This window comes from Halalkalibacter sp. AB-rgal2, from assembly GCF_041821005.1.
GTDB lineage: Bacteria > Bacillota > Bacilli > Bacillales > Bacillaceae_D > Halalkalibacter.
In genome coordinates this window covers 52,864-68,259 of record NZ_JBGUAV010000016.1, presented here as the reverse complement: position 1 = coordinate 68,259, position 15,396 = coordinate 52,864, and the positions used below count along the sequence as shown (strand labels likewise).

Sequence of the window (15,396 nt, the reverse complement as noted above, 5' to 3'; positions counted from 1 at the left end):
TATGCCGTTTCGCGCCCTTTCCCACACGTGAGAAGGGCGCTTTTTGCACCTTTAATAGTTGTTTTCACATTTAAATAATTGTGTCGTTTAAGGGAGAGTGTATCGAAATGAATCAAACTCTTGAAAAGAAATCATTTCAGGAAGCTTTAGTAGCTCGATTTCCTCAGTTGAATGTTGAGCAGTGGATTAACAAGTGGAAGGAAACCGATACGTGGGATAATCGTGCATTAAGCGCGCTAACTGAACTAGATATGGATCAGCCTGACTGGACATATGTTGCAGCTAGATGTTATTTAAATGGTTTATATGAGCAAGTACAAACAAGACGCCAAATTGATGATGAGTATTCACAGTTTTCAGCATTAATAGAGGAACTAGTTGAAAAAGGGATTTATGATGAACGATTAAATGCGTATACAACAGACGAGCTTCATGAGCTAGAAGCTGCGTTTCAAGGGAAAGAAGACGAGCGCTTTACGTATGTTGGCATAAAGACTTTAGCAGACCGTTATTTAGCTCGTGACTTTGATGGAACGTTATTAGAGCTTCCGCAAGAGAGATGGATGGTCATTTCGATGATGCTCATGGTCAATGAGCCAGTAAAAAAGCGTGTCGAACTCGTTAAGGAGAGTTATTGGGCACTATCTCATCTATACATGACAGTTGCAACACCTACCCTTGCGAATGCAGGGAAAAAAGGTGGTCAGCTTTCGAGTTGTTTCATTGATACGGTTGAGGATGACTTGCGTTCGATCTTTGACAGCTGTACCGATGCAGCAACAGTTAGTAAAAACGGTGGAGGGCTTGGTGTATATCTTGGCAAGATTCGTGCTAAGGGCTCAAGCATCCGCGGCTTCAAAGGGGTTTCATCAGGTGTTATTCCATGGATGAAGCAATTAAATAACGTTGCGGTTAGTGTGGATCAGCTCGGTCAACGTCAAGGAGCGATTGCCGTTTATTTAGATGTTTGGCATAAGGATATCTTTTCATTCTTAGACGCGAAGCTAAACAATGGAGATGAGCGCCAACGAACACATGATTTATTTACGGCAGTCTCCGTACCTGATGTATTCATGGAGGCGGTAGACAATCGTGATAACTGGTATCTGTTTGATCCTCATGAAGTGAGAGAAGTGATGGGCTTCTCGTTAGAAGATCATTATGATGAAGAAAAGGGTGCCGGGTCCTTCCGTGAACGATATGAGCAATGTGTCAATCATCCGTTACTATCGAAGGAGGAGGTTCCAGCCATCGAAATCATGAAACGAGTTATGATTTCGCAGCTTGAAACAGGAACACCGTACATGTTCTATCGTGATACAGCGAATCGCTTAAATCCGAACTCTCATAATGGTATGATATACGGCTCTAATTTATGTACAGAAATTATGCAAAATATGAGTTCAACAGTTATCACAGAAGAAGCGCTTGAGGATGGAACAATTCGTATTACGAAAAAGCCTGGGGACTATGTTGTTTGTAACTTAAGCTCATTATCAATTGCGAATGTATTGAAGGATGACGTCTTAGATCGTGTTATTGCAATCCAAATTCGGATGCTAGATAATGTTATTGATATTAATAAGCTTGATGTGAAGCAAGCTGAACTAACAAACCAAACGTATCGTGCGATTGGTGGCGGGACGTATGGCTGGCATCATCATTTAGCACGTAATGGTATTAAGTGGGAATCAGAGGAAGCAGTACAAGAGGTTGAGCGTGTCTATGAGAAGATCAATTATGCTGCGATAAAGGCAAGCCTTTCAATAGCGAAGGAAAAAGGAGCTTATCCGAAATTCAAAGGCTCTGAATGGGAAACAGGTGCTTATTTCAATAAGCGCGATTACAATACTCCACAATGGCAGGAGCTCCAAGCTGATGTAAAAGAGCATGGTATCCGTAATGGTTACCTATTGGCGGTAGCTCCGAATGCAACGACGGCTCTTATTGCGGGTTCAACTGCTTCAATTGATCCGATTTTCTCGAAGCTCTACATGGAGGAGAAGAAGAATTATCGTATTCCAGTCGTAGCACCTGAGTTAAATTCAGAGACGACATGGCTCTATAAAGCAGCTCACCTAATCGATCAAAAATGGAGTATTCGTCAAAACGGAAGAAGACAACGTCATATCGACCAAGGGATTTCTTTTAATATTTATGTTCCGAATAATGTTCGCGCGAAAGACCTACTTGAATTGCACATGCTCGCATGGCAGGAAGGGCTGAAGACGACTTATTATGTTCGATCTACATCTTCGACAGTTGAAGATTGTGAGAGTTGTTCAAGCTAAAGAGGGGAGAGAGCGGTTATGGTAGATACAATGAAGCAACGAAAGCTATATGATATTTATGCACCGAATGCATCAACAGGAATTATTAATGGAGAAAGCTCTAATGTTCTAAACTGGGATGATGTACGCTTTTCTTGGGCTTACCCATTATATAAAAATATGCTCGCAAACTTTTGGACACCTTTTGAGATTAATATGACCCATGACGCGAAGCAGTTTCCTAATTTATCCAATGACGAACAAGAGGCGTTTAAGAAAATTATTGGACTTCTGGCCTTTTTAGATAGTATTCAAACGGATTATACGTTACGTGTAGCTGATTATTTGACAGACTCAAGTATGGCTGCATTAATGAGTGTGCTATCATTCCAAGAGGTTGTCCATAACCAAAGCTATTCGTATGTGCTATCAAGTCTTGTGCCAAAGTCTGTGCAGGATGAGATCTATGAATATTGGAAGAAGGATGAAGTCCTAAGAGAAAGAAATGAATTTATCGTAGATGGTTATGAGGAGTTTGTCGGTAATCCAACGCCGGAGTCATTAGCGAAATCCATTGTCTATGATGTAATTTTAGAAGGATTGAATTTCTATTCAGGCTTTGCCTTCTTCTACAATTTAGCGCGTCACCAGAAAATGGTTTCGACATCAACGATGATTAATTATATTAATCGAGATGAGCAGCTTCATGTTCACCTATTTGCTAATATTTTCAAAGAGCTGCTGAAGGAAAATCCTGAGCTTGATAATGAGGAAATGAAGCAGTTTGTTGAAGATGCATTCAAAAAGGCAACAGAGCTTGAGATCAATTGGTTCCGTTACATTATTGGTGACCGGCTAGAAGGGATCAACCCTGAAGAAATGGAATCCTATTTAAAATTTATCGCAAATAAACGTGTGAAGCAGCTTGGTTATGATTATATTTACCCTGAGCATCGCACGAATACGATGCGTTGGATTAAAGCATATGAAGATGTGAACATGGCAAAAAGTGATTTCTTTGAACAAAAATCACGACAATATGCAAAAGTTTCAAGTGATAATGGATTTGATGAATTATAAGAATGATCATAAGGGTGCCAATAAGGTTGCAATAAAAGCCTTGTTGGCTTTTTTTTTTGCCGTACATTTGCAAAAATATGCTACTTGCGTTTTCTTCATAATAGACGACAACGTTTTGCTTATTTGATATAATGAAGGCTTAGATGCAGTAGAAACGGAGTTGAATGTTTTGCTTGAGTATCAGGAGTGGCGCCATGTTTTTAAGCTTGATCCGAATAAGGAAATAACAGATGAAGCGTTAGAAAAAGTATGTGAATCAGGTACAGATGGCATTATTATTGGTGGGAGTGATGGTGTAACGTTAGATAATACGTTACACTTATTAGCACGTGTAAGGCGTTACCCCGTGTCCTGTGCGTTAGAAGTATCTGATCTTGAAGCGATTACGCCAGGCTTTGATTATTTTTTTATTCCGTCGGTATTGAATAGTCCTCATGTTAAATGGATTACAGGATATCATCATGCAGCTGTTAAGGAATACGGAGCGATTATGAATTGGGATGAAATTGTCGTTGAAGGGTATTGTGTGTTAAATGAAGAGTCTAAGGTTGGCAGGTTAACAGAAGCGAATGCGCAACTGTCAACAGAAGATGTCGTTGCTTATGCGAGAATGGCAGAAAGCCTCTACAGAATGCCGATTTTTTATGTTGAATATAGTGGAAGGTATGGCGATGCTACGCTTGTGAAGGAAGTTGCGAGTGTGTTAAACGAAACAAAGCTTTTTTATGGTGGTGGCATTCGTTCGCTTGAACAAGCTAAGGAAATGTCTCAAGCTGCAGATGTGATTGTTGTCGGTAATTTCATTTATGACGATTTGGATGCGGCACTGAAAACCGTTCAAGCTGTGAAACAATGATTGATTGAGGATGAATAAAGAGTTAAGATAAATGATAAGAACATTCGTTTGGTGGTGGGAATATGCAAACAAATATCATTGAAAAAATGCTCGCTGGTTTAAACCCGGAACAAAGGCAGGGTGTGACCCATACGGAGGGCCCGTTATTATTAATGGCTGGAGCGGGTAGTGGGAAAACACGTGTGTTAACGCATCGGATTGCGTATTTGATACGTGAGAAGGCAGTAGCTCCATGGAGTGTGCTGGCGATTACATTTACGAACAAAGCAGCACGAGAAATGAAGGAACGTGTTGCAGGATTAGTAGGGCCGATTGCTGAAGATATTTGGATGTCGACCTTTCACTCGATGTGTGTACGTATTTTGCGGCGTGATATTGATCGAATCGGCTATAATCGTAACTTTACTATTTTAGATTCGACAGATCAGTTATCCGTCATTAAACAAATATTAAAGAAGCAAAACATTGATCCGAAGAAATTTGATGCAAGAAGCATACTTGGGATGATTAGTAGTGCCAAGAATGAACTGAAAAAGCCCGATCAGTATGCGGCAGTTGCTCAAGGACCTTTCGAGCAAACCGCTGCTGATGTTTACATTGACTATCAAAAGCAATTACAAAAGAATCATGCGCTTGATTTCGATGATCTTATTATGAAAACGATTGAGCTATTTCATATTGTTCCAGAGGTTCTTGAATTTTACCAACGTAAATTTCAGTATATTCATGTGGATGAGTATCAAGATACAAATCGTGCACAATATGTATTAGTGAATCTATTGGCTGATCGTTATAAAAATATTTGTGTCGTCGGGGATTCCGATCAGTCGATTTATCGCTGGCGTGGTGCTGATATTGCCAATATTTTATCGTTTGAGGAGGATTACCCTGACGCAACCGTTATTTTACTTGAACAAAATTATCGTTCGAGTAAAATAATTCTTCAAGCGGCCAATTATGTGATTGAAAATAATCGTAACCGTAAACCGAAGAAGCTATGGACAGATAATGAAGCAGGCAATAAAATTGGCTATTTTGCGGCTGATTCTGAACAGTCAGAGGCTCAGTTTGTTGTCGAGATGATTCGGGAAGCGGTACGTGAGAAAGGCTTTAAGGAATCTGATATTGCGATTTTGTATCGAACAAATGCCCAATCTCGTGTTATTGAGGAATTCTTTGTGAAATCAAATATCGATTATACGATGGTCGGCGGCACTAAATTCTATGATCGTAAAGAAATTAAAGATGTCCTTGCTTATTTAAGGCTAATTGCTAACCCTGATGATGATATTAGCTTACAGCGCGTTATTAATGTGCCGAAGCGTGGGATTGGGGCAACGACTGTTGATAAAGTTGCGGATTACGCTGTCAACCAAGGCTTAACACTGTTTGCTGCCCTGCAAGAAGTCGAACAAATGGGATTACCAGCTCGTACAGCAAACAAATTAAAGGATTTTTCAGAGCAAGTGAGTCATTGGGTACAAATGCAAGAATATTTATCCGTTACAGAGCTTGTTGAAGAACTGCTTGAGCGTACAGGGTATCGTGATATGTTGAAGAATGAGCAAACGATTGAAGCGCAAAGTCGGTTAGAAAATATTGACGAGTTTCTAACGGTGACGAATGAATTTGAAAAGCGAAATGAGGATAAAGCGCTCATTAACTTCTTAACTGATCTCGCATTAGTGGCTGATATTGATCAGTTAGATGAAGAAGACGAAGGAAAACCAAAAGAGGCAGTTACATTAATGACGCTTCATTCAGCGAAAGGGTTAGAGTTTCCGCTAGTCTTCCTTATTGGGATGGAGGAAGGGGTATTCCCTCATAGTCGCTCTCTATTTGAACAGGATGAAATGGAAGAAGAGCGTCGCCTTGCTTACGTAGGTATTACACGAGCAGAGCAACAGCTCTATATGACAAATGCCCGAATGAGGACATTATATGGTCGAACGAACACCAATCCTCCATCGCGATTTATCGCCGAAATCCCAGATCTTTGCATAGAACCATTGCATGAAGTGAAGGAGGAGCCGGCTTGGTTACATACACCTAAGCCAACAAATCGCCCTCCTGTAGCACAGGCAAGAGCAACCGTATCGACAACAGGTGGAGACCAATTCTCATGGAGTGTCGGTGACAAAGCTGAGCATAAAAAGTGGGGCGTTGGTACCGTTGTTAGTATAAAAGGGACCGATGACGCGCTTGAGCTGGACATTGCGTTTCCGAATCCGACTGGTGTAAAGCGATTATTTGCTAAGTTTGCACCCATTACGAAAATATAGAGAGGACGAGGAGAATGGAGCGACAGGATGCCAAAAAACGTGTGGAAGAGCTACGAGCAATAGTGGAGGAGTATGGATACCATTATTATGTGTTGGATCAACCACTCGTTTCTGACGCTGAATATGATCAATTATTTCACGAACTATTAAAAATAGAGACTGAATTTCCAGACTTACGTACGGAGGATTCACCGACTGTACGTGTCGGAGGTGAGCCTCTACCCCATTTTGAAAAAGTTGAGCATCGCATTCCGATGTTGAGCTTAGGAAATGCGTTCTCAGCTGATGACTTATCTGATTTTGATCGTAGAGTATGTCAATTGGTCGGGGATTCTGTTAGTTATACATGTGAATTGAAAATTGATGGACTAGCCATTTCTCTTCAGTATGACCAAGGTCGCTTCGTTCGTGGGGCAACTAGAGGCGATGGAACGATAGGTGAGGACATTACTGAAAACTTAAAAACCATCGCTGCGATTCCACTTAAGCTAAAGGAAGCTGTAACGATTGAAGTACGTGGTGAAGCCTACATGCCTAAGCCCTCATTCGAGAAGCTTAATGAAGCGAAGGAAAAATTGGGAGACGAGAAGTTTGCTAATCCTCGTAATGCAGCAGCAGGTTCATTACGACAGCTAGATCCGAAGCTTGCAGCTAAACGGAATTTGTCGATGTTTACTTATGCCATTGGTTCGATTGAAGGAAAGGTGATTCAAACTCACAGTGAAGGTCTTGATTACTTACAGGAGCTTGGTTTCCGTGTCAATCGTGAGAGTAAACGATGTGAAACGATTGAAGAGGTCATCCGCTATACAGAGGAATGGGTTGAAAAGCGTGCAGATCTTCCTTATGAAATTGATGGTATTGTCATTAAAGTCGATCAATTAGCCTTACAGGAAAAGCTAGGCTTTACAGCGAAAAGTCCTCGTTGGGCAACGGCATTTAAGTTTCCAGCAGAGGAGGTCGTAACAAGGTTGGAGGATATCGAGCTGAGCGTTGGTCGGACAGGTGTGGTGACACCGACAGCTCTATTATCCCCGGTAACGGTTGCGGGGACAACGGTGAAGCGAGCTTCCTTACATAATGAGGACTTGATCCGTGAGAAGGATTTAAAGCTAGGTGATTTTGTTGTTATTAAAAAGGCCGGAGATATTATTCCTGAAGTCGTGAACGTCTTAGCAGAGCGTCGCGATGGAACGGAAAAGGACTTTTCGATGCCAACTCATTGTCCTGATTGTGGAAGTGAGCTTGTTCGATTAGAAGGAGAGGTCGCTCTTCGATGCATTAACCCACAATGCCCTGCACAAATCAAGGAAGGGCTTATTCATTTTGTTTCTAGAAATGCAATGAATATTGATGGTCTTGGTGAACGTATTATTGTGCAATTATTTGATCATGAGTTAGTTCGTGATGTTGCCGACCTATATAAGCTTGAGCGCGATACATTGCTGAAGCTTGAGCGAATGGGCGAGAAATCTGTTGATAATTTACTACAAGCGATCGAAAAAACAAAAGAAAATTCATTAGAACGGTTGTTATTCGGGCTCGGTATTCGTTTTGTTGGGGCAAAGGCGGCTAAGACATTAGCAATCGAATTTGAAACGATTGATCAGCTTGTTCAAGCTACGGAAGAAGAGCTAGAGGCGGTTAATGAAATTGGTGAGAAAATGGCTGCTTCCATTCGTCGTTATTTCCAAAAGCCAGAAGTGTTAGAGCTACTTCAAGAATTAAGAAAATTAGGAGTCAATCTTGTATATAAAGGGCCTAAACGACAAAGTGTTGATAGTGAACAGAGTGATAGTCCGTTTGCTGGCAAGACAATTGTATTAACAGGAAAGCTTGAGCAGCTAACACGAGATGAAGCGAAGGAAAAAATCGAAGCACTCGGTGGCAAGATTACAGGAAGCGTGAGTAAGAAGACTGATCTTGTCATAGCAGGTGAAGCGGCAGGCTCGAAAAAGAAAAAGGCAGAACAATTACAAATTGAGATTTGGGATGAGGAACAGATGCTTAAGCATCTATAATAACGAGTAGGGGAGAGGGGGGAAACGTGATGAAGAAGTCGTTAGGGCTTTTGATGATTGCCCTACAAGCTATCATGTTGTCAGGATGTCTTTCATTATTTCCTGAAGATGAAGAAGTGGAGAGAGAAGAGGTTACAGATCCGGATGAACAAATGGTAGAGGTTGTACCACAGCTAGTAACGCCGGATAACTATTATCGTAGTGTCTTATATGATGGTGCTTATCTTCACGGAGAATCACGTGGATTTGGGAATTCAGTTGTGTATAACCGATTGGATTTAGACAAGTTAGAAATAGGTTTACAACGAATTGCACAAGAATACTTTGAACCAGAGGAGTATTTCTTTCGCGAAGGTCAGTTTATTCGCCGAAACCAACTTAATGCTTGGTTGATGCGGTACGATGAAGATGATAATCCTACTGGTTTGAATCCACCACTTGGAGATGAAGATGATTTAAAAGCGCAGGAGGAAAATCAGCCTCGTGTGTTATCACATATATTAGAGCACAATTATTTAGTAGAAAATTCAAATGGGCAATTTAATTTAGGTGGAATTGTCATTGGTTTATCACTCAATAGTGTCTACAATTTCCGAGTGGAAGATGAGGAAGGACTGTTTTATTTCTATGAAACGGACATTCCAGATGATGTGATCGAAAATGAAGGACAAGAGTTAGCCGATCGTGTGTTAGAGCGTATCCGTTCGGAGAATTTTGAAGAGGGAGCTTTTACCGATATACCGATTGTGTTTGCGCTATTTCAAGAGGAGCCTCGTGACTCAGCTATCCCTGGGCGATTTATCGCAACGGCGAAAGCAGACCCAAATAGCGGTATTGATCGTTGGCAACGAATTGATGAAACGTATTATTTATTCCCATCACGTGACGCCAATAATAATGTTCGTAATGAAGCAGATCAATTTCAACGTTTCAGTGATGATATCCAAGGATTTTTTGATACGTATGTCGGTGTAGTTGGGACAGGGCGTTATTTAGATAACCAGATTCAAGAGCTAACGATTGAAGTTCCTATCCGTTATCAAGGAACAGCAGAAATTGTTGCGATGACGCAATTTGCCGCTAATCAAATTCAAGAACGCTTTGATGAAGGCTACAAAATAACACTTGAAGTTACATCCATTTCAGGTAACGTCGAAAGTGTCGTCATTGTGAATCCGAATGAAGAACCAGTCATTCATATATTTTAAATGGATTGTTTTAAGAGTGTCCAAAAAGGTGAAACCTTTTGGACGCTCTTTTTTACATAATCAGATTTTATGATTGGATGGAAATGGGGGCATAGGTCATTGCTGTACCCGGTTCCTTATTCTTCTATTTCTCATCTATTTCCCTTTTTCATGTCGTTACGGTTCCTCATTCCTCTATTTCGGCTTTTATTGCTCTTTTTGGAATTATTATGCTTAATTAGCGGAGTGAGAGTTTCACTTTCTTCTCAGAAAGCTGTTTTTTTCCGATTTAGAGGAATGAAGGTTCCCTATTTGATAAATCAGAAATTAAATTGTCCCAGAAGTTAGGGAAGGGGAGTGAGGAAGATCTAGAAGGGTTCGCATTCGCGGGTGGCACACAATTTCATGAAAGAACCCCACTTTCATAAAAACTTAAAAACGTTGTAAGAAAGACGCTATTGCGCTTTTCTGAATGTATAATCCCCCCAATTTGCGACATTCTAACAAAGAGAATGGTTAAAGAACTATAGGGGGTTAATGAAATGAAGAGAGGGTTAGATATTGTTGGCGTTCTAGCTGTATGCTTGATGATTGTAACTGGATGTGGTATGGGAGGGGATGAACAGCCGATTGAAGATACACCTGGAGATGAGCCAGTTGATGAACAACAAGGTGATGCGGAAGATACAGACTTCACTGTTGGAATGGTTACAGATGTTGGTGGTATTGACGATAAGTCGTTTAATCAGTCCGCTTGGGAAGGGTTAACGGAATTCGGTGAAGAGTTTGGCTTGGAACAAGGGACAGGATACCGTTATGTACAATCTAGTGATATTGCTGATTTTGAGCCGAATATACGTAATTTAGTAAGAGAAAATGTTGATTTAGCATGGGGGATTGGTTTCCTCATGAATGATGCGATTAAAGCCGTAGCTGAACAAAATGAAGATGCTCAATTAGCGATCGTCGATTCGGTTGTAACAGATGATAATGATGATCCTATTGATAATGTTGCAAATGTGATGTTCAAAGAGCATGAAGGCTCCTTTCTAGTTGGGGTAGCCGCCGGATTGCAAACGGAAACAGACCGTGTTGGATTTGTTGGTGGTGTTGAAAGCGGGTTAATTAAAAAGTTTGAAAACGGATTCAAAGCAGGAGTGAAAGCTGTTAATCCAGACGCAGAAATTACGGTTCAATATGCCGAAAGCTTTAATGATGATACGATTGGTGCCCAAATTGCCAATACGATGTATAGCCAAGGAGCTGACATTATTTATCATGCAGCTGGAGCGACGGGCTATGGAGTATTTAATGAAGCGATCAACCGTGTACGGAACGGTGAAGACGTGTGGGTCATTGGAGTCGATCGTGATCAACATGAGGAAGGTATTTATGAAGGTGATCAATCCGTTACGCTTACGTCAATGGTGAAGCGGGTGGACCGTGCCGTCTATCTTGTTTCTGAACAGACAATGAATGGAGATTTTCCTGGCGGCGAAATTCTCGAATATGGGTTAGATGATGAGGCTGTTGGAATAGCGCCAACAACAGACAATATGTCTGAGGAAGCTTTAGACGAGATTGAAGATTATATTGAAGACATATTAGAAGGCGACATCGATGTACCTGAAACCGATGACGAATATGAGGAATATGTAGATTCACTTTAATTAAATGTTCAGTGTTGGAGTCGTCCGTTCTGGAAATGTAGATGGACGGCTTTGTTTGAGGAAAGTCGAGTTTGTTTCTTTAGGGGGGCTGCTATGTGGGTGAGTATGTAATTGAAATGAATGGGATTCGTAAGGAGTTTCCTGGGATTGTGGCAAACGATCATATTACGCTTCAAGTACAAAAAGGTGAGATTCATGCGTTGTTAGGAGAAAATGGAGCTGGTAAATCGACGTTAATGAACGTCTTATTTGGCTTGTATCAACCAGAAAAAGGCGAGATTCGAGTAAGAGGTGAACGTGTACATATTACAGATCCGAATGTGGCAGATCAATTAGGCATTGGGATGGTTCATCAACACTTTATGCTGATTGAGTCGTTTACGGTAACTGAGAACATCGTACTCGGTCATGAGCCGAAAAAAGCAGGCCGTATTCATTTAGAAAAAGCAGCGAAAGATGTTCAAGAGCTTTCCAATCGTTATGGCCTCCGTGTTGATCCATATGCCAAGGTTGAATCGATTTCAGTCGGCATGCAGCAACGTGTTGAGATATTGAAGACGTTATACCGCGGAACGAATATTTTAATTTTAGATGAACCGACTGCTGTGTTAACGCCACAAGAAATTCAGGAATTGATGTCGATTATGAAGGTGCTCGTTCAGGAAGGGAAGTCGATTATTCTCATTACGCATAAGCTCAAGGAGATTATGACCATCTGTGATCGATGTACAGTCATACGTAGAGGGAAAGGAATTGGCACGGTCGATGTGAAGGAAACAAACCCGGATCAGTTAGCGGCAATGATGGTCGGACGAGATGTGAACTTTTCTGTGGAAAAGACACGAGCTACACCGAAGGAGACGGTATTATCTCTTTCAAATGTAACTGTGAAGGATGCAAGAGCTTTAGAAATTGTAAGCAATCTTTCATTGGAGTTAAAAGCTGGTGAAATTATTGGACTTGCCGGAGTAGATGGAAACGGTCAAAGCGAGTTAATTGAAGCCATTACGGGATTACGAAAAGTTGAAGCAGGGCGTATTACTTTAAATGGGCACGATATTACGAATGTGCCGGTTCGAAAAGTAACGGAATCAGGAGTTGGACATATTCCGGAGGATCGACATAAGCACGGACTTGTCCTTGATTTTTCAATTGGAGAAAATATCGTTCTACAAACGTATTACCGAAAGCCGTACTCGAAGCAAGGCGTGTTAAACTATTCAGCCATTTACAAGAAGGCGAAGCTGCTAATAGAAGATTATGATGTTAGAACGCCAAGTGAATATACACAAGCTCGTGCTTTGTCTGGTGGGAATCAACAAAAGGCCATCATTGCCCGTGAAGTGGATCGTTCACCTGATTTACTCATCGCGGCACAGCCAACTCGCGGTTTAGATGTTGGGGCGATTGAAGCGATTCATCGCAGGTTAATTGTGGAGCGAGATAAAGGAAAAGCCGTTCTTCTCATGTCATTAGAGCTTGATGAAATATTACATGTTAGTGATCGAATTGCGGTTATATATGAAGGGAAAATTGTCGATATAGTTGATGCTGAGATAACGAATGAGCAGGAGCTTGGTTTCTTAATGGCAGGAGGTCAAAAAAAGAAAGAGGTGGAGCGAAGTCATGAATAAGTGGTTAACCTCTTCCCGTTTACTGTCGTTATCGGTGCCGGTTATTGCCGTTCTGTTAGGTATTGTCATCGGAGCCATTGTGATGGTTATTAGTGGCTATAATCCACTTGTCGGCTATCAAGCATTATTACGGGGGATCTTTAGTGATGCCTATTATATCGGTGAGACGATTCGTTCGATGACACCACTTATATTAGCTGGATTATCGGTCGCTTTCGCCTTTCGAACAGGTTTATTTAATATTGGAGTGGAGGGCCAGCTCATCGTTGGTTGGCTTGCATCCGTATATGTCGGGCTAGTGTTTGATTTACCAGCGGTTGTCCATTTGCCAATAGCGATAGTGGCAGGAGCTTTGGCGGGTGCAGCATGGGGGTTTATACCTGGATTTTTAAAGGCACGCTATCACGTTCATGAAGTGATTGTGACGATCATGATGAATTATATTGCTCTCTATACTGCCAATTACTTAATCCGCGCTTATTTAATTGTCCCTGGAGAGAGAACGGATACGATTGCCTCTAGTGCATCTTTAGCTTCGATCTTTTTAAAAGAGCTAACGGACTATTCTCGCTTGCATTATGGCATTATTGTTGCTGTCTTAACATGTGTGCTTATGTGGTTTATTTTATGGCGAACGACAAAAGGCTTTGAGCTTAGAGCGGTGGGTTTCAATCAGCATGCATCACGTTACGCTGGTATGAATGTTCAACGGAATATCACGCTTTCGATGGTGATTGCTGGTAGCTTTGCAGGCGTGGCTGGGTCAATGGAAGGACTAGGGACATATGGCTATATGAATATTATGTCTGGCTTTACAGGTGTGGGCTTTGATGGAATTGCGGTCGCCTTATTAGGGGCAAATACCGCTATTGGTGTATTTTTATCAGCCTTTTTGTTTGGAGGCTTGCAAATCGGGGCACTCACGATGCAGTCACAGGCAGGTATCCCTGCAGAGCTGATAGATATTATTATTGCGCTCATCATTTTCTTTGTCGCTTCAAGCTATCTCATTCATTGGATCATTAACCGTGTGAAAAAGGAGGAGATTTAAAGTGGATGTTATGCAAATATTAGCATTAATCATTCCGGCGGCAATTTATGCGGCAGCTCCGTTGATGCTAACAGCACTTGGTGGGCTTTTTAGTGAACGTTCAGGTGTTGTAAATATTGGACTTGAAGGGTTAATGGTCATGGGAGCCTTCACGGCAATTGTGATGACATTAACGTTAGAGCGAATAGGGATCGGCGCACTTTCAACGTGGCTAGCTTTACTCGTTGCTGTTTTATTTGGCGCCATATTCTCCTTATTTCATGCGGTGGCCTCGATTCAATTTCGGGCTGACCAAGTTGTGAGTGGTGTCGCGTTGAATTTCTTAGCGATTGGCTTAAGCGTCTTTCTCGTTCGTCTCTTCTATCAAAAGGGACAAACTGATTTTATACAAAATCGCTTATACCGTTTCGATATTCCATGGTTAAGCGATATTCCGGTCGTTGGTCCATTATTCTTTTCGAGAGCGTATATGACATCGATTATTGCCATTGCACTCGTATTTGTCGTCCTCTATGTCGTTTATCATACCCCTTTTGGCTTACGACTCCGATCTGTAGGTGAACACCCGATGGCAGCGGATACGATGGGGATTCAAGTTAATCGCATGCGTTATATTGGAGTGATGTTAAGCGGGGCATTAGGTGGATTAGGCGGAGGTGTGTATGCTGTGACGATATCAGGGAATTTCTCAGCAAATACGATTGTCGGACAAGGGTTTATGTCATTAGCCGTTTTGATATTCGGGAAGTGGCATCCACTTGGTGTGCTAGGGGCGGCTCTGTTCTTCGGGCTTGCACAAGCACTGAGCATTACTGGGCAGCAAATCCCCTTGTTTGCCAACGTTCCAACCGTGTTTCTTCATATTGCTCCTTATGTCCTAACGATTTTTGCATTAGCAGGCTTTGTTGGTCGCGCTGATGCACCGAAGGCAATCGGGAAGCCTTATATTAAGGGATCGAGGTAAGGTAGTCAATTCTTTTGGCAACTTTTATACACAATTTACTAGTACCCTAAATACCGAAATAACCCACTCACTTGTTTCTAAAAACAGGGGTGGGTTTTGTTGTGTATGATTTGATAAAAATTAAAAATGAAAACTAGCATGATGAATGGACTGATACTTCGAAGAAAATAATACGTTAATACCTATTGTTAAAGTTTATGTGAAAGTATCAAAAAAAATAGTTAAATTGTCCTTCTAAGTATTTATAGAGTAGGTATAATAGAGGAAAATAGGAAGAATCGGATAATGAGACATGAGACTATGGGTTTATTTTTCTTACTAGAAGGATGAATGCAGTGCCAAAAGTTCTGTTTCATATATAAACACTTGCATAAATCTGTT

Annotated in this window: 10 protein-coding genes; all 10 read left to right on the top strand. The window is 41.3% G+C overall.

Translation table 11 applies throughout. The features are described from left to right. The first annotated feature begins 107 nt into the window (after nt 1-107). The gene (locus ACERJO_RS13330; RefSeq protein WP_373647816.1) at nt 108-2,291 is read left to right on the top strand and encodes a ribonucleoside-diphosphate reductase subunit alpha; all 2,184 of its coding nucleotides are present in this window, start codon (nt 108-110) and stop codon (nt 2,289-2,291) included. Between the two features lie 18 nt (nt 2,292-2,309). Next, nucleotides 2,310-3,350, top strand: coding sequence for a ribonucleotide-diphosphate reductase subunit beta (locus tag ACERJO_RS13325; protein WP_247105837.1), 1,041 nt, complete (start codon nt 2,310-2,312; stop codon nt 3,348-3,350). Between the two features lie 169 nt (nt 3,351-3,519). Next, complete coding sequence (gene pcrB / locus ACERJO_RS13320; RefSeq protein WP_247105836.1) at nt 3,520-4,206, top strand: heptaprenylglyceryl phosphate synthase; 687 nt, start codon at nt 3,520-3,522, stop codon at nt 4,204-4,206. A 62-nt stretch (nt 4,207-4,268) separates the two neighbouring features. Then, nucleotides 4,269-6,488, top strand: coding sequence for a DNA helicase PcrA (gene pcrA, locus ACERJO_RS13315; RefSeq protein ID WP_247105835.1), 2,220 nt, complete (start codon nt 4,269-4,271; stop codon nt 6,486-6,488). A 14-nt stretch (nt 6,489-6,502) separates the two neighbouring features. Then, entirely contained in the window at nt 6,503-8,509 is a 2,007-nt protein-coding gene (gene ligA / locus ACERJO_RS13310; protein WP_373647814.1) for an NAD-dependent DNA ligase LigA, read from the top strand. 29 nt (nt 8,510-8,538) lie between these two features. Further along, nucleotides 8,539-9,717, top strand: coding sequence for a CamS family sex pheromone protein (locus ACERJO_RS13305; RefSeq protein ID WP_373647813.1), 1,179 nt, complete (start codon nt 8,539-8,541; stop codon nt 9,715-9,717). Nucleotides 9,718-10,238: 521 nt separating this feature from the next. Further along, nucleotides 10,239-11,366 carry a BMP family lipoprotein gene (locus ACERJO_RS13300; protein WP_373647812.1) on the top strand — a complete coding sequence of 376 codons (1,128 nt, stop codon included), beginning with the start codon at nt 10,239-10,241 and terminating at the stop codon, nt 11,364-11,366. A gap of 116 nt (nt 11,367-11,482) precedes the next feature. Then, nucleotides 11,483-13,000, top strand: coding sequence for an ABC transporter ATP-binding protein (locus ACERJO_RS13295; RefSeq protein WP_373647835.1), 1,518 nt, complete (start codon nt 11,483-11,485; stop codon nt 12,998-13,000). Further along, nucleotides 12,993-14,051 carry an ABC transporter permease gene (locus tag ACERJO_RS13290; RefSeq protein ID WP_247105831.1) on the top strand — a complete coding sequence of 353 codons (1,059 nt, stop codon included), beginning with the start codon at nt 12,993-12,995 and terminating at the stop codon, nt 14,049-14,051. Before ACERJO_RS13295 ends, ACERJO_RS13290 begins: the two co-directional genes overlap by 8 nt. A 10-nt stretch (nt 14,052-14,061) precedes the next feature. Further along, nucleotides 14,062-15,015, top strand: coding sequence for an ABC transporter permease (locus ACERJO_RS13285; protein ID WP_373647834.1), 954 nt, complete (start codon nt 14,062-14,064; stop codon nt 15,013-15,015). Nucleotides 15,016-15,396: the final 381 nt, after the last annotated feature.